This window comes from Mesorhizobium sp. M0518, from assembly GCF_040321125.1.
In the GTDB taxonomy this organism is placed as follows: Bacteria; Pseudomonadota; Alphaproteobacteria; order Rhizobiales; family Rhizobiaceae; genus Mesorhizobium.
Genome location: NZ_JAMYQY010000015.1, coordinates 1 through 23,756, shown reverse-complemented (window position 1 = coordinate 23,756; position 23,756 = coordinate 1). Strand labels below are relative to the sequence as shown.

The 23,756-nt window shown below is 63.0% G+C and carries 22 protein-coding genes; 3 read left to right on the top strand and 19 right to left on the bottom strand.

Annotated features, from left to right (window positions below):
* Positions 1 to 25: 25 nt before the first annotated feature.
* The 4 genes from NKI66_RS21160 to NKI66_RS21145 all read right to left on the bottom strand — a co-directional run bounded on the left by NKI66_RS21160 (position 26) and on the right by NKI66_RS21145 (position 4,681).
* Complete coding sequence (locus NKI66_RS21160) at positions 26 to 961, bottom strand: putative B6 ABC transporter permease subunit 1 (RefSeq protein WP_023809926.1); 936 nt, start codon at positions 959 to 961, stop codon at positions 26 to 28.
* Between the two features lie 3 nt (positions 962 to 964).
* Positions 965 to 2,062: a putative B6 ABC transporter permease subunit 2 gene (locus NKI66_RS21155; RefSeq protein WP_023809927.1), complete on the bottom strand. Its 1,098-nt coding sequence runs from the start codon at positions 2,060 to 2,062 to the stop codon at positions 965 to 967.
* On the bottom strand, positions 2,059 to 3,627 hold the full coding sequence (locus NKI66_RS21150; protein ID WP_352440320.1) for a putative B6 ABC transporter ATP-binding protein: 1,569 nt from the start codon (positions 3,625 to 3,627) through the stop codon (positions 2,059 to 2,061). Before NKI66_RS21150 ends, NKI66_RS21155 begins: the two co-directional genes overlap by 4 nt.
* Positions 3,628 to 3,706: 79 nt before the next feature.
* Entirely contained in the window at positions 3,707 to 4,681 is a 975-nt protein-coding gene (locus NKI66_RS21145) for a putative B6 ABC transporter substrate-binding protein (protein WP_023809929.1), read from the bottom strand.
* Positions 4,682 to 4,835: 154 nt separating this feature from the next.
* On the opposite strand from NKI66_RS21145, the gene NKI66_RS21140 reads away from it, so the two are divergent.
* The gene (locus NKI66_RS21140; RefSeq protein WP_023809930.1) at positions 4,836 to 5,261 is read left to right on the top strand and encodes a hypothetical protein; all 426 of its coding nucleotides are present in this window, start codon (positions 4,836 to 4,838) and stop codon (positions 5,259 to 5,261) included.
* Between the two features lie 38 nt (positions 5,262 to 5,299).
* Here NKI66_RS21140 and NKI66_RS21135 read toward each other — a convergent pair whose 3' ends face one another.
* The 9 genes from NKI66_RS21135 to NKI66_RS21095 all read right to left on the bottom strand — a co-directional run bounded on the left by NKI66_RS21135 (position 5,300) and on the right by NKI66_RS21095 (position 14,389).
* Positions 5,300 to 6,310 carry an ABC transporter substrate-binding protein gene (locus tag NKI66_RS21135; RefSeq protein ID WP_023809931.1) on the bottom strand — a complete coding sequence of 337 codons (1,011 nt, stop codon included), beginning with the start codon at positions 6,308 to 6,310 and terminating at the stop codon, positions 5,300 to 5,302.
* 39 nt (positions 6,311 to 6,349) lie between these two features.
* Positions 6,350 to 7,165, bottom strand: a complete 816-nt coding sequence (locus tag NKI66_RS21130; protein WP_023809932.1) for an ABC transporter permease — start codon at positions 7,163 to 7,165, stop codon at positions 6,350 to 6,352.
* Entirely contained in the window at positions 7,162 to 7,992 is an 831-nt protein-coding gene (locus NKI66_RS21125) for an ABC transporter ATP-binding protein (protein ID WP_023809933.1), read from the bottom strand. Before NKI66_RS21125 ends, NKI66_RS21130 begins: the two co-directional genes overlap by 4 nt.
* Positions 7,993 to 8,122: 130 nt before the next feature.
* Positions 8,123 to 9,052 (bottom strand): 5-formyl-3-hydroxy-2-methylpyridine 4-carboxylate 5-dehydrogenase, encoded by a 930-nt coding sequence (fhmpcd1, locus tag NKI66_RS21120; RefSeq protein WP_023809934.1) that lies wholly within the window; start codon positions 9,050 to 9,052, stop codon positions 8,123 to 8,125.
* Positions 9,052 to 9,672 carry a glutathione S-transferase family protein gene (locus NKI66_RS21115; protein ID WP_023809935.1) on the bottom strand — a complete coding sequence of 207 codons (621 nt, stop codon included), beginning with the start codon at positions 9,670 to 9,672 and terminating at the stop codon, positions 9,052 to 9,054. Before NKI66_RS21115 ends, fhmpcd1 begins: the two co-directional genes overlap by 1 nt.
* 26 nt (positions 9,673 to 9,698) lie before the next feature.
* Positions 9,699 to 10,106: a RidA family protein gene (locus NKI66_RS21110; RefSeq protein WP_023809936.1), complete on the bottom strand. Its 408-nt coding sequence runs from the start codon at positions 10,104 to 10,106 to the stop codon at positions 9,699 to 9,701.
* A gap of 9 nt (positions 10,107 to 10,115) precedes the next feature.
* On the bottom strand, positions 10,116 to 11,273 hold the full coding sequence (locus NKI66_RS21105) for an LVIVD repeat-containing protein (protein WP_050592656.1): 1,158 nt from the start codon (positions 11,271 to 11,273) through the stop codon (positions 10,116 to 10,118).
* 45 nt (positions 11,274 to 11,318) lie between these two features.
* On the bottom strand, positions 11,319 to 12,470 hold the full coding sequence (locus NKI66_RS21100) for a cupin domain-containing protein (RefSeq protein WP_027039500.1): 1,152 nt from the start codon (positions 12,468 to 12,470) through the stop codon (positions 11,319 to 11,321).
* 290 nt (positions 12,471 to 12,760) lie between these two features.
* A complete protein-coding gene (locus NKI66_RS21095; protein ID WP_128305807.1) occupies positions 12,761 to 14,389 on the bottom strand; it encodes a GMC family oxidoreductase in 1,629 nt (542 codons plus the stop codon).
* Between the two features lie 204 nt (positions 14,390 to 14,593).
* Here NKI66_RS21095 and NKI66_RS21090 point away from each other — a divergent pair, with 204 nt between their 5' ends.
* Entirely contained in the window at positions 14,594 to 15,271 is a 678-nt protein-coding gene (locus NKI66_RS21090) for a FadR/GntR family transcriptional regulator (RefSeq protein ID WP_023809939.1), read from the top strand.
* A gap of 43 nt (positions 15,272 to 15,314) precedes the next feature.
* The gene (locus NKI66_RS21085; RefSeq protein WP_352752891.1) at positions 15,315 to 16,862 is read left to right on the top strand and encodes a GMC family oxidoreductase; all 1,548 of its coding nucleotides are present in this window, start codon (positions 15,315 to 15,317) and stop codon (positions 16,860 to 16,862) included.
* 58 nt (positions 16,863 to 16,920) lie between these two features.
* Here NKI66_RS21085 and NKI66_RS21080 read toward each other — a convergent pair whose 3' ends face one another.
* The 6 genes from NKI66_RS21080 to NKI66_RS21055 all read right to left on the bottom strand — a co-directional run.
* Positions 16,921 to 17,673: a GGDEF domain-containing protein gene (locus NKI66_RS21080; protein WP_352752889.1), complete on the bottom strand. Its 753-nt coding sequence runs from the start codon at positions 17,671 to 17,673 to the stop codon at positions 16,921 to 16,923.
* Positions 17,674 to 17,901: 228 nt separating this feature from the next.
* Positions 17,902 to 18,291 (bottom strand): thermonuclease family protein, encoded by a 390-nt coding sequence (locus tag NKI66_RS21075; RefSeq protein WP_245486389.1) that lies wholly within the window; start codon positions 18,289 to 18,291, stop codon positions 17,902 to 17,904.
* Between the two features lie 348 nt (positions 18,292 to 18,639).
* Entirely contained in the window at positions 18,640 to 19,839 is a 1,200-nt protein-coding gene (locus NKI66_RS21070; protein WP_128305810.1) for a type 1 periplasmic-binding domain-containing protein, read from the bottom strand.
* A gap of 92 nt (positions 19,840 to 19,931) precedes the next feature.
* Positions 19,932 to 20,705, bottom strand: a complete 774-nt coding sequence (locus tag NKI66_RS21065) for a lytic transglycosylase domain-containing protein (protein WP_128305813.1) — start codon at positions 20,703 to 20,705, stop codon at positions 19,932 to 19,934.
* A gap of 31 nt (positions 20,706 to 20,736) precedes the next feature.
* Positions 20,737 to 21,108: a hypothetical protein gene (locus NKI66_RS21060; RefSeq protein ID WP_023809946.1), complete on the bottom strand. Its 372-nt coding sequence runs from the start codon at positions 21,106 to 21,108 to the stop codon at positions 20,737 to 20,739.
* Positions 21,109 to 21,168: 60 nt separating this feature from the next.
* Positions 21,169 to 23,756: cadherin-like domain-containing protein (locus NKI66_RS21055; protein WP_352752887.1), on the bottom strand; the 2,588-nt coding region annotated here is incomplete at its 5' end.

The window sequence follows — 23,756 nt, the reverse complement described above, 5'->3', positions numbered from 1 at the left end:
GGTCCCGTCCGCGCATGAATTGTGCTCAGCGCGCGCCGCGCTCGTATGGAATGCCGAGCGCCGCCGGCAGGCTCGCGCGCCGGCCGAACAGCACCAGCATGATCATCACCGCCAGGAACGGCAGCATCTGGATGATGTCGGTCGGTATGTTGATGCCGGCCACCTGCATGGCCGTCGTCAGCGACAGGCAGACGCCGAACAGCAACGCGCCGAACAGCACCCAGATCGGGCGACCGCGCGCCAGCATGGCCAGCACGATGCCGAGAAAGCCCGCGCCATTGGTGATGAACGGAATGAACAGCCCAGCCCCGACATTGGCGAGATAGGCGCCGCCGAGCCCAGCCAGCGCTCCGGTCGTCAACACGGCGATGGTGCGGGTCCGCACGACATCGATGCCGGCGACATCGAGCGCGGCCGGCTTGTCGCCTGCCGCCTGCAAATTGAGGCCGAGTTGCGTGCGCCGATAGAGGTAGCTCATGCCGAAAACCAGCGCGACCGCCAGATAGACGATCAGATGATGCTTGAAGAATGCAGGCCCGATGACCGGGATGCCCGAAAGCAGCGGAATGACGGTAGCATCCGCCGCGGGCAGGCGCGGGTAGCTGCGTGAGAACTGGAAATGGTGGAGCAGTGCCGTCAGGCCCTCGAGCCCCAAGGTCAGCGCGATGCCGATGACGATCTGGTTCAGCCCGATGCGCACGCAAAGCAGCGCCATGACAAGCGCCACCGCGGCGCCGCCAGCGGCACCGGTGAGAAAGCCCAGCCACAGCGACCCCGAATAGAAAGCGCCGACAAAGCCGAGATAGGCGCCGGCCAGCATCATCCCTTCGATGCCGATATTGAGCACGCCCGCCTTCTCGGAGATCTGCTCGCCGAGCCCGGCAAGCAGCAGCGGGATCGCCGCGGTGACGGCGCCGAACAGGAGCGCGCTGAGAAAGACTTCGCTGAACAGCCCGGTCATGCCCTAGGCCCTCCGCGACTGGTTGTATCGGTGATCGAAATATTCGGCGAGCGCGAGCACGATCAGCACGATGGAAACCAGCACCAGCGTGAAATGATTGGGCACGCCGAGCCGGCGCGCCGCGCTCTCGCCGCCGATCGAAAGCACCGAGAGCAGGAACACGAAACCAATGGCTGCAAAGCCGTTCATGCGGGCGAGAAAGACAGCGGGTATCACCGCAAGCCCGTAGGCGGGATTCCAGTCGGCGCGGACATTGCCCTGGACGCCGATGATGTCGACAGCGCCGGCAAGTCCGGCCAGCCCGGCGGAAATGGCGAAGACGGCAACGGTCAGGCCGGGAACGCCGAGCCCCGAGTGAACCGCCGCGCGTGGATTGGCGCCGACGATCCTCAGCTTCAGCCCGAACGCCGTGCGCGTCATCACCAGATGCACGATGACGATCGCCGCCAGCCCAAGCAGCAGGCCACTGGTGATGGTCGTTTCGAACAGGCGCGGCAGCCGGCCCTCCACCGGCAGCGTGCGCGTCTGCGGCACGGTCGTTCCCGGATCGCGAAATGCCAGCTTGACCAGCACATTGGCGAGCGAAGTGCCGAGGAACGTCATCATCAGCGTGGTGATGATCTCGTTGACGCCCTGATAGGCACGCAGCAGGGCCGGCACCAGCGACCAGATCATCGCCACCACCATGGCGACGAGGAACGAGCAGAACAGCGCCAGCCAGGCTGGCATGATCTGCACGAACACGGGAGCGCTGGCAGCCGCCGTCACCGCGCCAAGCAGGAACTGCCCGTCGCCGCCGAGATTCCACATGCCGGCGCGAAAGGCCACGATCAGGCCGGCGGCAAGAAACAGCAGCGGCGCCATGCGCGTCAGCGTCTGCTGGATGCCGAGCGGCGAGAACAGTCCCTTCTCCAGCACGAAGCCATAATAGGCGAGCGGGTCGACGCCGACGGCAAGCAGGATACAGCCGGCTATGACGAGAGCGATGAGGATCGGGCCGAGCGTCATCAGCAGCCGATGCAGGATGTCGCGGCGCGTCGTTGCCCCGCTCGTGGCATCGAGTGCGGTAGCACTGACCGTGGGTGCGGTGTCAATGCTCATGCGGCAAGTCCGATCATCAGGCGACCGACCTTGGTGCGGGCGTCGTCGGCATTCTCGACGGTGCCGACCAAAGCTCCGTCGGCGATGACGGCGATGCGATCGCACATGCCAAGCAATTCCTCGAGGTCGGTGGAGATCAGCAGCACCGCAAGGCCACGCGCCGCCGTGTCGCGGATGCGCTGGCGCGACGCCAAAGTGTTGGCGAGATCGAGCCCGTAGGTCGGCTTGTTGAAGATCACCACCTTGGCGCCCTCAGCCAGTTCTCGCGCCAGAAGCACCTTCTGGATGTTGCCGCCGGACAGCCGCGCGACAGGCGTCTTCAGGCTCGGCGTACGCACATCATATTCGCGCACGAGCTGGGCGGCGCGCTTGTCGATCTCCGCGCGTTGCTCGACGCCGTTGCGCCAGAACGGAGCCGCGCCGACCTGCTTGAGAAAGAAGTTGATCGAGACCGGGAAGGTTCCGACAGTGCCCTCGCCCAGCCTGTCGTCGGTCAGGTAGCGAAGGCCGCGCCGGCGGCGCTCGCCGACGCTCAGCGTCTCGATGGCGGCGCCTTCCAGCCGCACCGAGCCGCCGGCAGCTGTACGCTGGCCGGCCAGCGCTTCCGCCAGCTGCTTCTGGCCGTTGCCGTCGATGCCGGCTATGCCCAGGATCTCGCCCGGGCGGATGTCGAAGGAGATCGACGACAGGCCCGGTGCATTGTCCGTCGGTGCTACCGCCAGATCCGTAACCTGAAGCAGCGGGGCCGCTTCTGCTCGGGCAGTGCGGACCGGACGCTCGACGGCTTCCGGATCATCCTTCTGCTTGCCGAACATCAATTCCACGATCTCGGAGACGATCTCCTGTTCGCCCAGCGTGCGAAACCGCTCGGGCGGGATCTCTCCGACCTTGCGGCCAAGCTTCAGCACCGAGATGCGGTCGCCGAAGGCAGCCGCCTCCTTGAGCTTGTGGGTGATGAAGACGATCGCCAGGCCCTGCTCGACAAGGCGGCGCATCAGCGCGCCCAGTTCGTCGATACCTTTCGGCGTCAGCATGGAGGTGGACTCGTCAAGGATGAGCAGCCGGCTGTTGCGCAGCATCGCGCGCAGGATCTCGACCTGCTGCTGCTCACCGAGCGACAACTCCGATACCTTGGCTTGAAGCTTGACGGTGATGCCGAGCGTGCCGGTGATCTCGGCGACGCGCGCCGCCAGTTCCTCGGTCCTGGGGCGCTGCCACCACGGCCCGCCAAGCAGAAGGTTCTCCGCCACCGTCAGCGTCGGCACCAGCATCATGTGCTGGAATACGGTGCCGATGCCGAGTGCCAGCGCATGGCGCGGCGAGGTGATCGGCGTCGGTTTGCCGTCGACCAGTATGCGTCCTTCGTCCGGCTGCTGCAGGCCGGACAACATGCCGATCAATGTCGATTTTCCAGCGCCGTTCTCGCCCAGCAGCACATGCACTTCGCCCGGGCGGATCGACAGGTCGACGCTGTCATTGGCAACGATGCCGGGGAACCGTTTGGTCACGCCTTCAAGCGCGACGATGTCGCGCCCGGCAACGGACGATGAAGAAAAACCGCTCATGAAAGCCCAGCACCAAAAAAAACGGGAATCGTCCGGAGGGGTGAACGGATCACCCCTCCGGCAGTTGACCGTGATCGCCTTACTGGGCGACGCTGGTCATCAGTGCCCTGACGGCGGCCGCGTCATAGACCGGCTCGACCTTGATCTTGCCGGAAATGACGTCCTCGCGCAGCGCCTGGATTTCCGTCCAGACATTGTCCGGGATCGCAGCGGTCTTCAGCAGCTTGACCGAGTCGTCCTTGAGGCCGATCGTATAGTGTTTGGTGCCGAACGTGTCGGCCTTCAGGTCGGCAATCATTGCCGCATAAACCGGCTCGATGTTCCACACCACCGACGACAGCAGGAAGCCCTTGTCGATCGGTGACTTGTCGCCGATGACATCGATGAAATAGACCTTCCCGCCATCGGCTGCCTTGGTCGTCTCGACCGCCTGCAGCATGCCGAAGCTCGAACCGTTGCCCTGGCCGAAGATGATGTCGGCACCGGATGCGATCACGCTTTCGGTGACGCGCTTGCCGCCGGCCGCGTCGCTGTAGGCGGCAGGGCCGATCACCGCATAGGTGATCTTGACGTCAGGGTTTTCCGCCTTCACGCCTTGTGCGAACGCCGCCGACTGCGAATTCCACGATGGCGGTTCGCCCGAGACGACGATGCCGACCGACTTGGAACGCGACACCTTGGCGGCGAGACGGCCGGCGAGATAGGCACCCTCGTGGCCGCTCAGCGTGTAGTCGGCGACAAGGCCCTTCTCCAGGCCGGCTGGCGTGTCGACGATCGCCACCGGAACTTTCAATTCCTTGGCGATTTCGGGCGCCGAGGTGTTGTAGCCGCTGGCATGCGCGATCAGCAGGCTGGCGCCGTCGGAGGCAAGTTCCCGCAAGGTCGGACGAACGTCGCCATAGCCGAGACCCTGGGCCACGACCACTTCGACACCTGCGGCTTTGCCCGCCGCCTTGGCAGCGTCGATGCCTTGCTGGTTCCAGCCATAGTCCGTGCCTTCTTCGGGCGTCAGGATGGCGATCGACTTGACCTCGCCGGCAAGCGCGCCGCTCATCAAGACACCGCTCAATATAACTGCACTTACACTGCTCTTGAGAATCTTTAACATGTTACCCTCTCTGTTTTGATTTACCAATCAACATTCTTATTGTTATTGCGCGAAAGCGAGATAGACTGCCTGCGAAATTTATATATGGAGCTCAGGCAAAGTGAAGATCCGTTATGCCCTTCCGGTGATGCTGGCGTTGTCGTCCTTCGCCAACGCGGTTGAGTTGCACCATGTCACCGTCCGCACCGGCACTGACGGGCTCGACATGGTTCCGTTGACGATTTCGAATGCGGGCAGCGAAGGCCTCTCCTGCAACGCCGACTTCGCCCACTGGTATTCAGCCGGGATCGCAACGATCGAGCCGGGCAAGAAGACCCGCGTCGAGCTCTGGTTCGATGCGAAGACCGGCACGTTCACGATCCTCAACGACAAGCGCGAGAACCTGCCCGTCGAGCGGCTGTGGTGCGGTCTGGCGAGCCGGGCATATGCCACCCGCGTGCAGGTCACGCTCGACCGCGCCGATGCGGCGAAAGGCGAGCGTGATGTGTCCTGCGCCATCGCGCAGGACAGCCTGGTCTGCCGGTAGGCGCTCATCGATCTTTCCGTTCGAACACCGCGCGCCCCTTATTCTTTTGCCAGGAATGCGTCGGTGAAGACGTCGTCCGCCGACAGAGCCGCCTTGAGCACGCCCTGGTCCGTCAGCGTCTTTAGGGTCTCCTCCCACTGCGTCTTCGTCATCCAGCCGAGACCGTGTTCCTTGGTGTCGGGGCTGCTGAATGTCGAGGCGATGTCGGCGTTGATCTGCGCCAGCAGCACGTCCTTCTTGTCCGCATAGCCGGGCGCTGCCTTGGCCGTGATCTCGGCGGCCTCTTCCGGATGAGCCACGACATAGTCGAAGGCCTCCCTGTACGCCTTGACGAAGCGGCGCACGACGTCCGGCTTGTCCTTGATCATCGCCTGCGAGGTGAACAGGCCCGAGCCATAGGCTTTCCACCCATGGTCCGCCCCCATCATGATGCTGAGCGAGCCGGGGCCTCCGGCCTTCGCCTCCAGCTCGGGAACCTCCGCGTCGATATAGCCGACGACCGTCTGAACCCGGCCCAGCAGCAGATAGCTTTCATAGGGAGGCGAGACGCTGTTCAGCGTCATGTCCTTTTCGGTCAGGCCATTGGCGGCCAGGAAGCCCTTGAAGAAGATGTAGGTGGAGCCAGCCGGATGAATGCCGATGGTCAGTCCCTTGAGGTCGGACGGCTTGGTGAGCTTCAGCGTCTTGGCCAGCGAAATGATCCCCAGCGGCGAGTGCTGATTGACGGCCGCCAGCGCCACGACCGGGACATTCTGCGACCGTGCGACGGCAAGCGTGGGAAGATCGCCGAAGCCGAAATCCGCGTTCTCATTGCCCACCAGCCGCATCGCGTCCGGCGAGCCGGACCCCTTGCGGATCTCGGCCACATCGATGTCGTTCTTGGCGAAGAAGCCTTTTTCCTTGCCGACGAAAAACATGGCGTGATTGCCGCGCACCACCCAGTCGAGCTGAACGTTGACCTTGTCCGCCGCCAGAGCAGCGTTGGAAAAACCGAGTGCTGCAACAAACGCCGCGAAGGTAGCGGCCTTGATAAGTGAGCGTCTCAGCATTTTTTGTTCCCTTTTATGAATTTGGTTGATCGAGCGGACCTAGGACTGGCTGAATTTCGGCGCCCACGGCACCACGATGCGTTCGAGGATTTCGGCGGCGTAGTAGAAGGCGATGCCAAGCACGGAAACGAGCAGCAGCGCTGCGAAGACCAGCGCCGTGTCGAGCTGGGTCGAAGCGAACTGGATGACGTAGCCGAGACCGTCCGACGCCCCGGCGAACTCACCGACGATGGCGCCGATCACGCTCAACGTGGCGGCGATCTTGGTTCCGGCCATCAGGTTCGGCAGCGAATGCGGAACACGGATCCTGAACAGGATCTGCGTCGGGCTGGCTCCGACGGAATTCATCAGCGACAGCAGCGAGCGGTCGACCGATTGCATGCCCGCCAGCATCGACAGTGTCACCGGGAAGAAGGCGATGACCAGGATGAGGCCGATCTTGGGCGCCAGCCCATAGCCGAACCAGAGGATGAAGATCGGCGCGAGCGCGACTTTCGGCACGTTCTGGAACAGCACCACCAGTGGATACAGCGCGCGTCCCAGCCAGTCGAAGCGCACGATGACCAGCGCAATGGCAATGCCGACCACGACCGAGACCAGGAAGCCGAACAGGATCTCGCCCGCGGTCACCAGCGTCGCTTGCATCAGCGTGCCCCATTGCGCCACCAGCGACTTCGCGATCTCGGACGGGGCGGGAATGATGAAGGCGGATATGGCAAAGATCCGCACGGCGGCTTCCCACGCCACGATCGTCACCAGCAGCAGGATGACCGCCGGTAGCCAACTGCCGGTCGCCGCACTCCAGCTGGAGGCGAGGCGCGGCTCGGGAAGGTCCGTGATGGGTTGGTCGCTCAAGACGCGCCTCCCGGCTGATGGCTGGAGCGCAGCATGGTTCGCAACTGGACCACCAGCCTGACGAACTCCGGATCTTCGCTGACCGACAGGTCGCGTGGATAAGGCAGCGCAATGTCGAGGCTCTCGGTGATCCGCCCGGGCTTGATCCCCAGCACGTGCACATGGCGCGACAGATGGATGGCCTCGTCGATGGAATGGGTGACGAGCACGATCGTCTTGCCGGTACGCTGCCAGATTTCCAGCAGCGACTGCCCCATCGAATCGCGGGTGATGGCGTCGAGCGCGCCGAACGGTTCGTCCATCAGCAGCACCGCCGGATCGAGCGCCAGGGCCCGTGCGATGGCGACCCGTTGCCGCATGCCGCCCGACAGTTCGTTTGGGCGCTTGTGGGCGCTGTCGCCCAGCCCCACCAGTTCCAGCATCTCCTGCCCGCGCGCCCGCAAATCCGAGCGCGACAGCGACTTGTCGGCGATGCCGAGCAGCAGCGACGCATTGTCGACGGCGTTCTTCCAGGGGAGCAGGTTGGCGTCCTGAAAGACGAGGCCGATCATACACTTGCGCGCCGCCTCGACCGGTGCGAGCCCGGCGATCGCAACGCTGCCCTGGGTCGGCTGCACCAGCCCGGCCAGCACCTTGAGCAAGGTGCTCTTGCCGCAACCGGAAGGGCCGATAAGGGAGACAAACGACCCCTTCGGCACAGAGAGATCGATGTTGCTGAGGATCAACTGCCGGGCGATGACCACCGAAACGCCCTTGGCGGAGATCAGATTGTCATGGCGGATATGGGCCGGCCTGTCACCGGCGGCTCGAATGGTTTCAATGCGCATGGCTTGTCGCCCCGCGCGCTTTCGTCGGCCGCAGCCACGCCGTCTTGATGGCGAAGGCACCCTTCACACAAACAGCCGACCGGTGGAACTCCTCGAACCGGCCTGCCCTCTGCGCACCGTTTGACATTAGCTACTCCCGGCCTTCCAGGATGCGCCGCACCGCGACGAGCTTGCGCGCCCGTTCGCCTTGCAGCGCCTTTGTCTGCTCGGGCGTGTAGGCAAACATGCCCTCGCCCGACTTGATGCCGAACTTCAACGCAGCCGTCTTCTCCAGCACCATCGGCGCGACATCGTCGCGGTTGGAGAGATCGGCATTCAGGAAGGATGAGACGGATTTGTAGATATCCAGCCCCGCCATATCGAGCAGCGCCATCGGACCGATGACGGCGATCTTGTAGCCGATGCCCCAGGATACGCAGGTGTCGAGGTCTTCCGGCTCGATGACGCCGCGCTCGACAAGATCAACCGCCTCGCGCAGCAGCGCATAGAGCACGCGGTTCTCGACGAAGCCTGGAACATCCTTCTTCACCACCACCGGCAGCAGGCCGATCGAGCGGATAAGATCGCGGATAACAGCCACGGTTTCAGGTGCGGTCTTCTCGCCGCCGATCACCTCGATCATCGGGATGATGTGCGGCGGGTTCGACCAGTGCATGCCGACCATCCGCTCGGGATGCGAAATATGCGCCTGCAGCTTGGTGATCGGGATGCCCGACGTGTCGGAAGCGACGATGACCGACGGGCCGATCAGCGGATCGATGTCGCGATAGGTCTGCGCCTTGATGTCGATATTCTCGGGCACGTTCTCGATCACCAGTTCGGCGCCATCGACGGCCTCGGCGATCGTCTCGACGAATCGCACGCTGCCGGCGCCTGTCCCGGGCGCCTTGATGTCGAGACGATCGAGCACGCCGCCGGCGAGATCGAGCATGCCGCGGGCACGCTCGACCGACGCCTGTGAAACATCATACGCCGTGACATCGAGGCCGCCGCGCGAAAGCCGCGCGGCGATGCCTGGACCCATCGTTCCCAATCCGATGAGAGCGGCGCGCCTGATCATTATGCGGCCTTTGCGGGAGCAGCAGTGGTTGCCGCCTTGAAGGCCGGCCGGGCGGCGATCGCGGCCACCCAACGCTCCAGATCGGGCATCGACGGCCGGTCGATCTTGAAGTCGACGCAGCGCTTCAGGATCGGCGCGCAGGCGATGTCGGCAAGGGTCAGCTTGTCCAGCGCCAGGAAGTCCTTGCCGGCCAGGTGGCCATCGACGATCTTGAGTTGCGCGACAAGGTCCTTCACCTGTTCCTTGTATTCGGCGGTCTGTTCCTCGGGTGTGAGCTTGGCGCCCTTGAAGGCCGCCAGGTAGCCGGGATTGACCGCCGCCAGCAGGAAATCCATCCAGCGCTCGACCTCGGTCTTTTCCGCCGGCGTGGCGCCATTCAACTGTTCGCCACCGAATGCCGCGAGATAGCGCAGGATGGTGTTGGACTCCCAGATCACGGTGTCGCCGTCGACCAGCGTCGGCACCTTGGAGGTCGGGTTGAGCGCCTTGTATTCCGCCGTCTGGGTGTTCTCGAACTGGCGGCCATAGTCCTCGCGCTTGTAGGATGCCCCAAGCTCTTCGAGCATGAAGAGCACCTTCTGGACGTTGCCTGATGTCTGGCGGCCTAACAGCTTGTACATGTCGTCTCCTCGATTGTGTCCAATGCCTACTTGCTCGCTGGGAGCGGCTTGTAGACGATCGCGTCCATTTCGATCTTGGTGTTGATGACGGCCTTTGCCTCGACGGTCGTGCGCGCCAGCACGGCATCGCCGATCCCTTCGAGGAACGCCTTGTTGTAGCGGCCGAAATCGCGCGTATCCTCGAGATAGGTGGTGATCCGCACGACATCCGACAGCGTCGCGCCCTCATGCGCGATGACGCGCGCGATGGTTTTCAGCGTGGCCAGCGTCTCTTCCTCGATCGTGCCGCTGATCATGTTGTTGTTGTCGTCCTTCGGCACCTGGCCCGAGACGAAGATGAAGTCGCCGGCACGCACCGCCGGATGAAACGGCAGGTTCGGGTTCTTGTTGCCGATGGCGTAATGGCTGGCGGATTTTCGCGTGCTGTCGCTCAATGCCTGCTCCTAGAGAACACTGGTTTCGATGATGTCGACGCCACGGATGCGATCGATCAGGTAGACGATGCCGCGGTCGTCGATGGTCACGTCGTTGGACGAGGAACGCTCCGCCCCCTCGGGCGCGTCGGGCACGAAATGGCCGACCTCCTTTGGCGCGAACGGGTCGGCGATGTCGACGAGGCGCAGCCCCTGCGCGAACCATGCAAACGGAATGATCGTGCCCTTGAACCGTTCGGAAGGCTGATGGCAGCCGGTCATCTGCGGCTGCGGTGAACCATCCGGGTCGAGGCCCGGCACCTGGAAGGTCGAGATCGGCAACGGGTTGGTCTCGTCGGTGATGTCGTAGATCCACGTGAAGGCCGGCGGTGATGGCCGAAGCTTGGCGACGTCCTCGTCCGCCACCACCATGATGTTGCGGCCCTTGAGCGGCTGTGGAATCGGCAGGCAGGTGTGGGTGGGATGCGGAAAGCTCGGGCTCGAATTGACGTGCGAGACCAGCTTCGGCTTGGTGATGTCCGAAATGTCGAGGATGAACAGGCCGTGATGCCAGTAGCTGACATACAGCCGGTCGCCCATGCGCAAAGGATGGTGGCAACGCGGCGTGACATAGTCGTGCCAGGGGTATTCCTCGCCGCCACCCGTCCACTGGCCGGGTATCCACCAGCGTCCGACCTCGACCGGCTTTGTGGGATCGATCAGGTCGAGGATCATCACGATGTTGCCGACATAACCGTCGGCGGTCGGCGAGATGTAGACGTAACGGCCGTCGAAGTCGTAGCGGTGGACGCCCTTGCCGCCGGTTATCCATTTCGAGATGAGCTTGGGCTGTGCCGGCTTGGTTGTGTCGTAGAGTGCCAACCCGCCGCCGAAATCGGCCGGGCCGGCATCGCCAAAGCGCTCGTGGTTGATGATCATCAGCCCGTCCTTGGCGCGCACCTTGTGCGAGTGCCAGCCGGGCGGAACATCGATCGTGGCTATCTTGCGCGGATTGCGCGGGTCGGAAATGTCGACCAGCGTCGTACCGCTCGGCGGCCGCATGTGGCCGATATAGAGGATGTTGCCGTCGACCCAGACCTGGCCGCCGCCTGGGCAGTCGACATGGCCGATCTGCTTGGTGTTGAACGCCGAAACCAAATGCATACGCCCTTGCTGCTGAAACGTCATTTCAATGTCCCCGCCGCCAATGGCGGCGGGGCAGTAGGATGGGAACTAGACGAGACGGAGCAGATCGCCGGCCTGGTTGCGGCCCCAGCGCTTGTAGAGGAGCAGCGCCTTCTGCGTCGGCGCATCGGTGGCGCCGAAGAAGATCACCGGCTCGCTCGACGAGCCGTTGACATGCTCGACCCAGGAACCGCCGGGTATGGCGATGGTGTCGAACTGGTTCCAGTCATATCGTTTGCCGTCGATGATCGAATGGCCGTTGCCGCGGAACGGCGCCAAGAGCAGGCTGGCGGTCTCGCGCTGCGGCAAGGTCTTCTCGCCGGGGCGCAGCATCTGCACGTAGAAATTGATGGTGTGGAAGACGGGTCCGCCGGTCGTCGGATCGACATAGTCGATGACGATGCCTTCATGAGGGTCGCCATCCCAATCCTTGTGAGCGTCTAGGACCGCTTCCATCTTCTCCCAGCGATAGACATACATCGGAGACGACAGGCCGCCGCCGCGCTTGTGGTCGACGAAACGCGGCATCAGGCCGCCCTCGCCATAGATGCGCTGTGAATAGTCACCGGGATAGCGGGCGGTCTGCACCTTCTTCTCGACTTCCTTGCCGTCGACCATCTCGGTGTATTTGTGGTCGAAATGGACGGCGTGCAGCGTTTCGACCAGCGGCAGGTCGAGCACCGACAGGTTGACCGCCTGCTCGCCGCCGACGGTGCCATGATTGTGCCAGGCGTCGTTGGGCGTCAGCACCATGTCGCCGGGGCCGAAGACCACGTCTTCGCCCTCGACGCCGGTGAAGTTGCCCTTGCCGGTCAGGCCGAAGCGGATGGCGCTCGGCGAGTGCTTGTGCGGCGGCATGATCTCGTCGGGATCATTCAGGCGGTAGGCGGTGTACATGGTGCTGACCGATGCACGCTTGGGCGCAAGGCCAGGATTGACCAGGATCAGCGAGCGGCGCTCGCTGTCGTCCATGGTCACCAGTTCGGCGGCGCGTTGCAGCAGCGGCTCGATGTCCGAATAGGACCACACGAAGGGAACGGCCTTCGACGTCGCCATCAGCTGCTTTATCTCGTCATGATCGACGCCTTCCGACGTCGCCCAGAACGGAAACATGTTCTTTGCGTAGAGGGCGTCATAGAGGCCCTTGAGTGCTGCCTTCTTGTTGGTGAGCACATCGTTAGCTGGTTGCGCCAGGGACATATCGGACACCTCTCGTCACGAAGAAAATACTTCTAACCAACTCAACCGTATTCGCATTGGTTTTGCGCGACAATACCCAAATTGCGAATTTTATAAGTTTTTGGTTGAGGTGCATTTTTGAGAGGCAAATGCCCAGAAACAGGCAGAAATAGCCCAAGAGTGCTCGAAATATGCCTTGAAATCAGGGCATGAAGCCGCCTCGTCACGGCCAGGCGGAGGCACATGACGGTCCAACCAACGCAGTTTTCAATCTCAACCAAAAGACTTTGGTTGTATTCCGGCCGCCTCTGTCAGGCCGCCACGCTCTGTTGGGCGCGGCTGCGGATCAGATCCGCGGCCTTTTCGGCGATCATGACGACCGCCGCATTGATGTTGCCGCAGACGAGGTCGGGCATGACCGAGGCGTCCACGACACGAAGTCCGGCGATGCCGCGCACCCGCAATTCCGGATCGACCACCGATGCCGCATCGACGCCCATGCGGCACGTGCCGGCCGGATGATGCACGGTGATCGAGGTCTTGCGGATATGCTCGTCGATCTCTTCGTCGCTCTCGCATTTCGGGCCGGGGAAGAACTCCGCACCAACGAACGGAGCCATGGACGGCTGGCTGGCAAGGTTGCGCGCAACACGAAAGCCGGCGCGAAGCGACTGCCAGTCGCGCTGCGAGGACAGGAAATTCTGATGGATCAGGGGCGCGGCGACCGGATCGCTGGACGCCAGCCTGACGCTGCCGCGGCTCTCCGGCTGCACGGCAACGATACGGGTCGCAAAGCCGTCGGCGAACGGCGCCTTGAACGGCGACATGTAAGGCCATGCTCCAAGCGGTGCGGCGGTGAAAAGCAGCTGTACGTCCGGCAACGGCCGGCTTGCGTCGCTCTTCAGGAATGCCACGACGCCGCCAGGCACATCTCCCGAAAAGCCCTTTCCGGTGAGATAGGTCTTGACGAAATCCAGCCCGATACGATCGGCCCGCATCATCTTGAGAAACGGTCCCGGTTGTTTGCGACGATACATCAGGATGACCGAAACATGGTCCTGCAAATTCTTGCCGACCTGCGCACGATCGACTTTCGTCTCGATGCCATGCGCCGCGAGCTCGCCGCTGTCGCCTATGCCTGACAGCATCATCAGCTGCGGCGTGTTGATGACGCCGCCGGCAAGCAGGACCTCGCGCCGCGCCACAACTTCATGGCTCGCCCCGCCTCTGGTGTAGGCAACGCCGGTTGCGCGCCCATTCTTCAGCAGGATCTTCGTCGCCATCGCGCCGGTCAGCACCTTGACGTTGCCGCGACGCATAGCCGGCCGCAGATAGGCGGTCGCGGTCGAGCAGCGGCGGCCGTTCGCAATTGTCATCTGCAGGCGGCCGAAGCCTTCCTGTATGGCGCCGTTATAGTCGTCGGTCTGCGGATATCCGGCATCACGGCTGGCCGTCGCGAACGCATCGATCAGTTCGTCCTTGTAGCGGCAGAACTGGGTGTTCAGCGGCCCGCTGCCGCCGCGATACCGGCTTTCGCCTCCTTCCCAGCGCTCCTGCTTCTTGAAGTAGGGCAGCACCTTGTCGAACGACCAGTCCGTCAGGCCGCTTGCCGCCCAGCGATCATAGTCGCCGCGATTGCCGCGCACATAAGCCATGGCGTTGGTTGAGGAAGAGCCGCCGATGACCTTGCCGCGCGCGCATTCGACCTTGCGGCCGCCGACATTGGCCTCGGGCTCGCAGAAATACATCCAGTCGTGGCGGCGTTCGGTCAGGATCTTGCCCCAGCCGAGTGGGATGTGGATCATCGGATCGCGGTCCCAATCCCCAGCCTCCAGCAGAAGCACCGACACGGCAGGGTCTTCGCTCAGCCGGTTCGCCAGCACGCAGCCGGCCGATCCCGCACCGACAATGACGTAGTCAAAGGTTTCGCCAGCCGGCATGCGTGATCCTCGGGAGAAAGACGGTCCGCCGCGATGGCAACCGTCGACATGGGCAGTCAACCATCGCGCAACTGGTGTTGTCAACCATTGCGTACAGTTGTAGATTGGTTGAATTGGTTGAGTGCCGTCGAACAGGTTTTCGTGTCACAATATGATGTCGGGACGTTGAGTCGGCGGTCTGCCGATCGGACAGGAGATTTGGTTTTGAGCGCATTCGAGCCGCAGGTCGGACCATCGGATCTCGACGACATCATCGCCGCGGTCCGCCAGTTGCAGCAGGGCGGCGGCAAGCTTCCGTCCGAGCGCGATCTTGCGGAACATCTGAGCGTCAAGCGCCATCAGCTTCGCAAGGCGCTTGAAGTGCTGCGCCTTTCGGGCGACCTCAAACCGGCGCGCGCCAGGCGGGCGCCGACCGCCCTTCCGAGATATGGCGAGGAATTGGTCAGGGTAACCAATCCGATCGAGGTCCTGGAATTGCGCCTGATCATGGAGCCGGGCCTTGCCCGACTGGCGTCGCTGCGCGCCTCTTCTTTCGAGACGGCGCGGATCCTCGACGCGGCAACCACGCCTGAGAACGCCCCGTCGGGTGAGGTCGACTTCGCTTTCCATCTCGCGATCGTTGCCGCGGCCCGCAACCACCTCGCCGCGGAATTCTACAAGATGCTGCGCCAGGTCGGTGTCGATGCGCGGGTGAAGGTTGCGCGCACCGCGGCACCCACCTGCCCCAAGCGGATCGCCCACCGCGACGGCGAGCATCGCCTGATCGCCGAAGCGATCTCGCAGCGCGATCCCGAAGCGGCAGAGACCGCAATGCGCGCGCACCTTTTGTCCGTGCAGAGACAGATCATGGAACGGTCGAATGCCGGCGCCTTTGCCGCGTGATCGTATCAGCTTCCGACATTGAGCCTGTGCGGGGAATTCCAAATTGAAACGTCATTTCGACGTGCTGGTGATCGGTGCGGGATCCGCCGGCTCGGTTGTTGCCAGCCGGCTCAGTGAAGACCGGTCGTGCCAGGTCGGCCTCATTGAGGCCGGGGCGATGCCGGCCGATCCCGACATCGCCGATCCGCTTAAGTGGACGATGCTCCAGGGCCGCGCCTACGACTGGAGCCACCGGACCGTGCCCCAGCCCTTCACCGCCGACCGCATCCATGAATGGCCGCGAGGCAGGATAGTCGGCGGCTCGAGCTGCCTGCATGCAATGGCCTATGTGCGCGGCCATCCCGATGATTTCGAACCCTGGGCGCAAGCCGGCGGCGAGCGCTGGTCCTATCGGGGGTTGTTGCCGGGCTTCATCCGCAGCGAAGCCTTCACCGCCTTCGATGCGCCGACACGCGGCAAGAGCGGCCCGCTGGACGTCTATCTGCCGGACGCCGAGGTCAGTCCGGTCGTGCGTGCCTACATCGCCGCCGGGCGATCCCTGGGCGCTCCCACCCTGAGCGACCACAACAGCGGCGAACTGGTCGGCACCAGTCCCAATTCACTCAATATACGTGACGGCAAGCGCCTGAGCGTCGCCGACGCCTATCTGCCGTCGCAGGTCATGGCGCGGCCGAACCTGACCTTGCTCGCCGGCCACGAGGTCGAGCACCTGGTGCTGGACGGCCACAAGATCACGGGCGTGAGCGTGGTGTGCGAGGGTGAGACCGGAACACTCTGCGCCGACCGGATCGTCCTTTGCGCCGGCGCCGTATCCACGCCGCTCATCCTCATGCGGTCGGGCATTGGCTGTCCCGATACGCTGAAGCAGGCGGATATACGCTGCCTTGCCGATCGGGGCGATGTGGGCCGCAACCTGCAGGATCATCTGCTGGCTCTCGGAAATGTCTACAGCACGAAAAAGCCGGTGCCGCCCTCCCGCCTGCAGCACTCCGAATCGCTGATGTATCTGCACAGCGACGATCCGACCCGCTCTACGGGAAGTCCCGATATCGTGCTCGCCTGCGTCGTCGCCCCGTCCGCGGCCGAGGGCCTGAAGACCCCGCCCTATGGCTCCGCCTTTACCATCCTGTGCGGCGTCACCCATCCGACAAGCCGAGGGCGCATCACACCAAGCGGGCCGGGCCGCAACGATGCGCCGGTCATCGACCCGCATTATCTCGAAACCGAACACGATCGCGCGACATTCAGGATGGCGTTGAAGCGGGCGCGCATGGTCGGCCATCATGCGGCTCTGGACGAATGGCGCGATATGGAGATCCTGCCAGGCGCCCCGGTTCAGTCCGATGCCGAACTCGATGCTTTCATCGCCAGGGCTGCTTCCACCCATCACCATCCGGCCGGCACGTGCCGGATGGGTCGTGACACTGAGGCCGTCGTCGATCCTGACTTGCGGCTGAACGGCTTCGACAATGCCTTTGTCGTCGACGCCTCGGTGATGCCGGCGATCCCGAGCGGACCGATCAATGCCGCGATCGTCGCCGTAGCCGAAACCTGGGCGGCGTCTTCACGGGCTACCCCGTCGTCAGCGTAACCGCGGCCGCGTCCGACAATTCCCCTGGGTTCCGAATGGCTCTGGTTCCCGGCGAATGTCAGCTATGGAGATGCGTCAGTTCAAACGCGGCTCCGTCCTGGACGCCGGCCATGCGCTGCTCGGCGGACCGGAACATGTCCGCGAACTCCACCTGGTTTTCGAACACCACGCCGCCGACCTTGACGGTCAGGGCATCCTCGGTCCCCTTTGGCGCGAAATAGACTTGCGCGATGCGCGCCTCGATACGCTCGCCGATTTCCCTGGCTTCTGCTTCGGTCGCGCCGGCGAGGAAAACCCCGAACATAGACGTCCCCATGCGTCCAACCAGGTCTTCCGCGCGCACCGACGATTGTATGGTCGAGGCTATGAGCCGCAAGGCTTGATCGCCCCATTCAAGACCAAAGCGCAGGTTGATGGACCGCAGATGCTCCGAATGGATAACCAGGAAGGCGCCCGATTTAGGCCCCGGCACCGACGGCCTTGCCGTTCTTTTTTCGACCATCGACGTGAAGACCGCTCCGTTCAGGCAGCCGGTCGTGGTGTCGAAGGTTGCCGACTTGTCGAGTTCCCGGCGATAGCGACGAAGCTCGATCTGTTTCAATCCAACGAACAGAAAAAGCGGAACACCAAGGACGACAGGCAACAGGATTGCCGTGATCATGCTGCGCCCAAATGGCGTCAGCGCCTCGGAGAACAGGAGCAGATAATTGAGGCCGACGGAAACGCCCAGGATTGCAGTGGTTCCCAGAAACGTCAGCAAAGCGACGCATTTCCATGCCTGGTCGGTGGTGCTCACCATAGTCTTTGTCACTGGCCGATCTCCTGTGGATGGACTGGTATAGGGCCGGTGTGTTGCAATTTCAGTTTCAAGGAACCTTGCAATTTAATCGATTGCGCGATGACCCCATCAAGGCTGCGGACGAAATCGGCTTGCTCCCAATGCATGACCTCGGCTTTGGGAAAAGGACATGCAGAAAAACAAAGATCTAAGCTGCGCCCGTGGCGGTTAACAAACAAAACATCAGGGTTGAATGGCAGGCTATTGTGCCGGGCCGAATATGCCCATCTCAGCCTTCCTGGCTGTCGCCTCCGCCTTGCCGTAGATGCCGCTCGGCAGCGCCGTGGCCCAGCCGTTGGAGACAAGCCAGGCGCCAACATCCTGCTTGCCCAGCCTGCACGGTGCGGCGACGGCAAAACGCTCGACGTCCGGCGGTACGAAACAGTGCAGCCCGCGTCCCCTCAGCCAGGAATTGAAAACGGCGCGTGCGCGCAGGCCGCAAGGCCAGGTGACGTCATGAAACGAGCAGGAGCTGTCGAGATCGATGCCTCGCACTCCGCTGATGACCACCTTGCGGCCCATGGATTCGAACATCGCCGACGATGTGGCAACCGGGCGGTAGAGCAAGACCTCCCGCCAATCCCCAGGCATTGGCGTTTTCGGGGGCACGGCGAGACCGAGCTCGCTGAGTGGCGGACGGGGCTCGGTCCGTTCGATCTCAGCGGGATCAAGCCGTGGCGGAGCGATCAGGTCTTGAGCAACCTTGCGCGCCGGCTCCAGGCGCTGTGCGCCGGCTACCGGGGCAACCGGCCGGATAGGCTGCGTATCGTCAACATCCCGCGACGGGGCACGGACAGGCCGATCGACCGAAAGCAACGCCCCACCTTGAATGATCAACAGTATCCCGGCCAGAAGCAGCAGGCTTCCGAGCGCGATCGCCAAGCGGCTGCGGCCCGGCCTGCCCATCAGCTTGAACAGGATCTCAGGGATTTGCGCCGGTCAGAAACCCGACGTCGATTTGGCAACCAGCTTGAGCGCACCTTTTTCAATCCGATAGAACGGCATCGAGCGTTCGCTGGATCCGTCGGCCCGAAACCGGAACAGGCCGGTCGACCCGCGAAAGCCGTTTGGATTCTCGAGAACCTTTTTGCTGAAGCCATCAGGCCCGATCGCGCTGGCAATCCCTGCCGTCAGGGCAACCATGTCATAGGCATAGGCCACATTGACGTCAGCCGGATAGTTGTATGCCGTCCTGAAGCGGTCGGCGATCGGCCCGGTTTCACTTGGATCGAGCGTGGCGATAAACGCCCCCTCTAAGAGCGGATCCATGGGGTGCTCCAGCCAACGGTTCGTTCCGACGACGGAGACAGTCTTTCCCGGAATGCCCTTCGATTTGAGGGCGGCAAGGACAGGCGACGGACTGCCATTGCCGCTGGCGACAATGACGGCGTCGGGGGCGTCCACGAGTGAGCCCATTTCGTCGACCGCCTTCGCGGCGCCGTCGCCGGCGGAATATCGGAGAGTGACCGCGAGCGCCGCGCCGTAGATGCTGAGGCTGTTTGCGACCCGCTTCTCCATGGCGCCGGCGTTTGGGCCATCCGCGACAAGCAGTACGAACTTCTTGCTGCCTTTCGCGGCTAGTCCCGCAGCGCCCGCGGCGGCGCTGTCCGCTTCGCCAAGGAGCACGGCATAAACCCCGGCGCCACCGGCGAAATTATCGGCGAGCGCCAGGACCGGTGGCCGCTTCGATCCAGACAGCGTGGCAATATGCTGGGCTGCCGTCAGTTCGGTCGGGCCGATCACGACCTTCGAGCCCGTCGTTATGGCCGTTATCGCCATTTTGCCGGCCAGTGCGCTGTCGCCTTTGGTGTCTTCTACCGTCAGCGTAAGCAGTCCATTGCCAATATCCGTCATCGCCAGCTTGGCCGCATCCAGCATCTTCCTGCCGTTTTCGCCCGCTGTTCCGGAGCCGGACAACGGCAGCAGCATCGTGACTTTGGTCGAACCGGTGCCCAGCGACTGGGTCGCCTGGACGGGACCGGTAACAGCGGCCCCATTCTGCCCGGCAGGCGCGGCAACCGCCGCCGGATCGAGCACTTCGGACACGCCGCCTTTCGACTGGCAGCCCGACACGATCGCGGCGAGCGCCAAGGCGATTGCCCATGTCCGCGGACAGTGGACCTGTCGGCCAGCTTCCATGAATGCTCCACCCCTATGTGCCGCCGGATATTGTTCCCGGTCTGGTCTCCAACGCATGTTACGGCGGACTTGCAGTGCCGTCTGTAGTTCTTTTAGCCGCCGAAAAGCCTGCCTCTGAGCGTCCTGATCTGCCTTGCTTGCCCGGCACTTCGATAGTCGGCGCATTTCATGTATCGCGGCCCGGGCACGAACAGGCGGCGCACGCAAACGCCCTTTGCCCCCTTCCCCGGCCAGAATTGGGCAGCGGCTCCACCCTCACCGCCTGAAAAGGCGGAAAAGCCGAACGTCGCCACCGGCAACGGCCCGGTCACTTCAATCCCCTCCCTTGCCAGGATTGCCCGCGCACGCTGGCAGTAGCGGACCGAAAGGGCCGAGAACCGGCTTTCATTGTGCCCGGCGCGATACTTCATGACGGTGGTGCACAGATCGCCCCCGGCCAACCTGTTGGCCTGTGCAAGATATCTGACTCCCAGCGCGATGTTGGTCGCCGGCGCGCTCAGATCGTCCAGAGAACCTCGAAAGCCGAGCATCCTGGCCGTCGCCGGCATCACCTGCATCAGGCCGACTTCGCCGTCGGCGCCTTGCACGCCGGGATCGAAGCCGCTTTCGATCTCCATCACCGCATGCGCCAGCAGCGGCTCCAGGCCATGGATCGATGCCTGGCAGCTGGCAAATGCCTTGAATGTCTGCCGGGTCCACTCCGTGGCCGGATCACAGCGCACTGCCTGCTTCAGGCCGGACGAAAGCTGTTGTTTCACGGATGGTCGTTCCAGCCAGTTGGCACTGGCCGGCGTGACCGTTTGGACAAAGCCAAGCAACACGATCGCGCCCGCGACCGCCTTCAGGAAGGATCCGTCGGCTGTCATGATGGCCAACAGGCGTGGTTCGCCTAGCCGGTCAGTGCATGTACTCGACCATGCGATCGTGAAAACACTCGCATTTGTTGAGGGTGTCTTCGTCCTTGTAGTTCGTCTTGAGGTAGCCGTAAGCCATGCCGCAGGCGACCTTGGCTTCCGATGCCCAGACGAAGACGGGACGCGACGAGTTGATCCACTCCGAACTGTTGGCGGCGGCGACCGACTCGTCCATCAGCTTCACCACTTGCTGCTTCAGATCGACGATGTTGTCGTTCAGCACCAGGTTGGACGTCCCCACGACACGGCAATAATCGCCGGTCGGGCCATCGATGATGTCGGCGGCATACCCCGTCGACCCGACTGCCAGCAACAGCGTCGCAGCGGAAACCAGCAGTCTTGCAGAACGTTTCATGTTGAGCTCCCCTAGATATTAGCGATGTATAACATAGTCGCGTGGCCGTGCGCCATGGCGTTAAACCACGTTTGCAGTCGTCGTATGCTGGGTTACGCCATCGTCGTAGAGCAGCGTGATGGTGTTGGCAGCGGGCAGGTTCGTCAGCGTTGCCACGTCAATGAAATTGGCTCCGCCGGTTGTCCCATTCGCATCTACGCTGAGCGTGCCCGTCCCCGCATCGTAGTTCACGAAGTCACCGATATTAGCCCCTCCGGGTGCTGTGTCGAACAGCCCGGTCAGGTCGATCTTGTCGCCCTCGCCGCCATTGAAGTCAGTGATGAGATCCTTGATGTCGAGATGATCGAGCTTGAACGTGTCGGCGCCAGTGCCTCCGGTAAGCGTGTCTTGGCCCGCGCCACCGATGAGCAGGTCGTTGCCAGCACCTCCATCGAGCGTGTCGTTGCCAGCACCACCGTCAAGGAAGTCGTTGCCACCTCGCCCAATGATGATGTCATTGCCGCCATTGCCGTTAAGATGGTCGATGCCGGACGTTCCATAGATCTGGTCGGCCAGTGTGGCATCGCCATTCACCGTGATCCCGGGGTCGCCTGGATCATGCGAGAAGAAAGAGAAGCTCACTTTGCGCGCCTGGAAATTGCCGCCATCATTGTCGAAATAAGACAGGGTCCAGTTGTCGCCGACTGACGGCGGATGCGTGATCAGGTAGCTGGCAAGCGTTGTGGAGGTGGCATTGCCGCTGCCGTCCAGAAGGTAAATGTGGTCGTAGTCGACGGTCGCCTTCATCAAACCTGTGGTCGGATCGTAGAACCAGCTCTGCTCGAAAGTCCCAGGGCTGGTGTCATCTTCGACGATCGCGAAGCGATCCGAGCCAATTCTGATTTCGACTTGCACTTCCTGCTCACGATGCGAGCCCGCGCTGCTGTCTCCGTAGACACCCGGATTCCGTTCGCCCAAGGGAATAGGCGTGATGAAAGGCGACTCCTGGAAGTCGGTATAGACCACTACCGTCGAGTTGTGTGGATCAGCCAGGATTGCGCTGACCGTCGCTTGCGACAGGGAGAGCGTTGTGATCTGATCGTTGCCCGACGTAAGCGGACTGTTGCCATTGCCAATCTGCGACGTGTCGCTCGGCAGGCTAGTCGGCGGCACTTCGTGGATGCCGACCGTCTGCGCTATGTGAGTATGACCGTCATATACATCCAGCGACAGGTTGTTGTTGACCGTGTCAGTTTGCGATGCTGTTGGCCGATAAACCAGGTCGTCCAGCAAATCGATACCGCCGGACGGATTGTAGAGCACCGTGCCGGCTGTCAGGGCGACATAGGTCACGCCGTTGAAATAGAATGTGCCGGTGGGGATCGTTCCCGTGGCGGTGACAATGAGGTTATCCCCGTCCGCATCCGTCGGAATGGAAACCAGCAACGGATACCCATTCGGATAGCTAGGCGTGCTCAAGGTCTGCTGCGCCGGGTCGCTCGACATCCAGTTCTGGGTGTTCGCGACAACGGGTGCGTCATTGATGTCCGCCAGGTTGATGGTCAGCGTCGTCGTCGACAGGTCGCCGTCGCCGTCCTTGATGGTGTAGACGAACACGTCCGTGGTGTTGGCGCTGATGCTGTGGGTCGTCGACTGGTAGGTATAGGAGCCGTCGGCGTTGAGGTGCAAGGTGCCGTGCAGGCCGGCAATGTCGGTGTTAACACCGGTCGTCACCGCCGTCGTCGTATTGCCGCCCGCTGCCCGCACGCCGTCGATGGTTGCACCGTCGGCGCCGGCAACGTCATTGACCAGCACGCCCGCCGCCGCCGTCACGGTCAGCAGAGCGCCTTCGTTTACATTGCCAGTGTCGGCATGTGCCGTCGGAATGTCGTCGGTGACGTCGATGGTGATGGTGTTGGTGATCGTGTTGCCGTTGGCGTCGGTCGCCTGGTAGGTGAAGGTCTCGACATTGTTGACGGTGTTGGTGCCGTTGTTGGCATCGGCGCCGTCGACCGGCGTGGTCAGCGTGTAGCTGTAGGTGCCGTTGGCGTTGAAGGTCAGCGTGCCGTGCGTGCCGGTGCCGCTGCCCACCAGGGCGTAGGTGTAGGGGCCGGTGCCGCCCGACACATTGTCGACGACCGTTCCGGCGATGGTCTCGGCGGTGCTCGACGGGTTGCTGCCGATCGGCAGCGCCGCCTCGTTGACCGTCAGGTCGTCATTGGAGGCGGCAAGGCCGCTATCCGACAGGTTGATGGTCAAGGTCGTCGTCGACAGGTCGCCGTCGCCGTCCATGATGGTGTAGACGAAGGTCTCCGTCGCGCCGGCCGGCGGGACCACGTTGGGCAGGCCGTCATAGCTGTAGCTGCCGTTGGCGTTCAGTGTCAGCGTGCCGTAAGTGCCGGGAATGCCGGCGCCAAGCCCGCCGCTCACAGGAACCGCGGTGTTGCTCCCGGCGGCCACGCCGACAACCCCGCCGCCCGCCGCCGCGCCGTCGGCGCCGAACACGTCGTCCGTGCCGTCCGTCAGCACGTTGCCGCTCACGATGCCGCCCTCGACAACGCTGTTGGTGTCGGCATGTGCCGTCGGAATGTCGTCGGTGACGTCGATGGTGATGGTGTTGGTGATCGTGTTGCCGTTGGCGTCGGTCGCCTGGTAGGTGAAGGTCTCGA

Coding starts and splice junctions, on each gene's coding strand:
- NKI66_RS21145 (WP_023809929.1), bottom strand. CDS start 4,681: ATGAGCGGCGCGCTTGCCGGCGAGGTCAAGTCGATCGCCATCCTGACG.
- NKI66_RS21135 (WP_023809931.1), bottom strand. CDS start 6,310: ATGCTGAGACGCTCACTTATCAAGGCCGCTACCTTCGCGGCGTTTGTT.
- NKI66_RS21115 (WP_023809935.1), bottom strand. CDS start 9,672: ATGTACAAGCTGTTAGGCCGCCAGACATCAGGCAACGTCCAGAAGGTG.
- NKI66_RS21065 (WP_128305813.1), bottom strand. CDS start 20,705: ATGACAGCCGACGGATCCTTCCTGAAGGCGGTCGCGGGCGCGATCGTG.
- NKI66_RS21105 (WP_050592656.1), bottom strand. CDS start 11,273: ATGACGTTTCAGCAGCAAGGGCGTATGCATTTGGTTTCGGCGTTCAAC.
- NKI66_RS21075 (WP_245486389.1), bottom strand. CDS start 18,291: ATGCCTGGGGATTGGCGGGAGGTCTTGCTCTACCGCCCGGTTGCCACA.
- NKI66_RS21155 (WP_023809927.1), bottom strand. CDS start 2,062: ATGAGCATTGACACCGCACCCACGGTCAGTGCTACCGCACTCGATGCC.
- NKI66_RS21060 (WP_023809946.1), bottom strand. CDS start 21,108: ATGAAACGTTCTGCAAGACTGCTGGTTTCCGCTGCGACGCTGTTGCTG.
- NKI66_RS21100 (WP_027039500.1), bottom strand. CDS start 12,470: ATGTCCCTGGCGCAACCAGCTAACGATGTGCTCACCAACAAGAAGGCA.
- fhmpcd1 (WP_023809934.1), bottom strand. CDS start 9,052: ATGATCAGGCGCGCCGCTCTCATCGGATTGGGAACGATGGGTCCAGGC.
- NKI66_RS21070 (WP_128305810.1), bottom strand. CDS start 19,839: ATGGAAGCTGGCCGACAGGTCCACTGTCCGCGGACATGGGCAATCGCC.
- NKI66_RS21095 (WP_128305807.1), bottom strand. CDS start 14,389: ATGCCGGCTGGCGAAACCTTTGACTACGTCATTGTCGGTGCGGGATCG.
- NKI66_RS21150 (WP_352440320.1), bottom strand. CDS start 3,627: ATGAGCGGTTTTTCTTCATCGTCCGTTGCCGGGCGCGACATCGTCGCG.
- NKI66_RS21160 (WP_023809926.1), bottom strand. CDS start 961: ATGACCGGGCTGTTCAGCGAAGTCTTTCTCAGCGCGCTCCTGTTCGGC.
- NKI66_RS21125 (WP_023809933.1), bottom strand. CDS start 7,992: ATGCGCATTGAAACCATTCGAGCCGCCGGTGACAGGCCGGCCCATATC.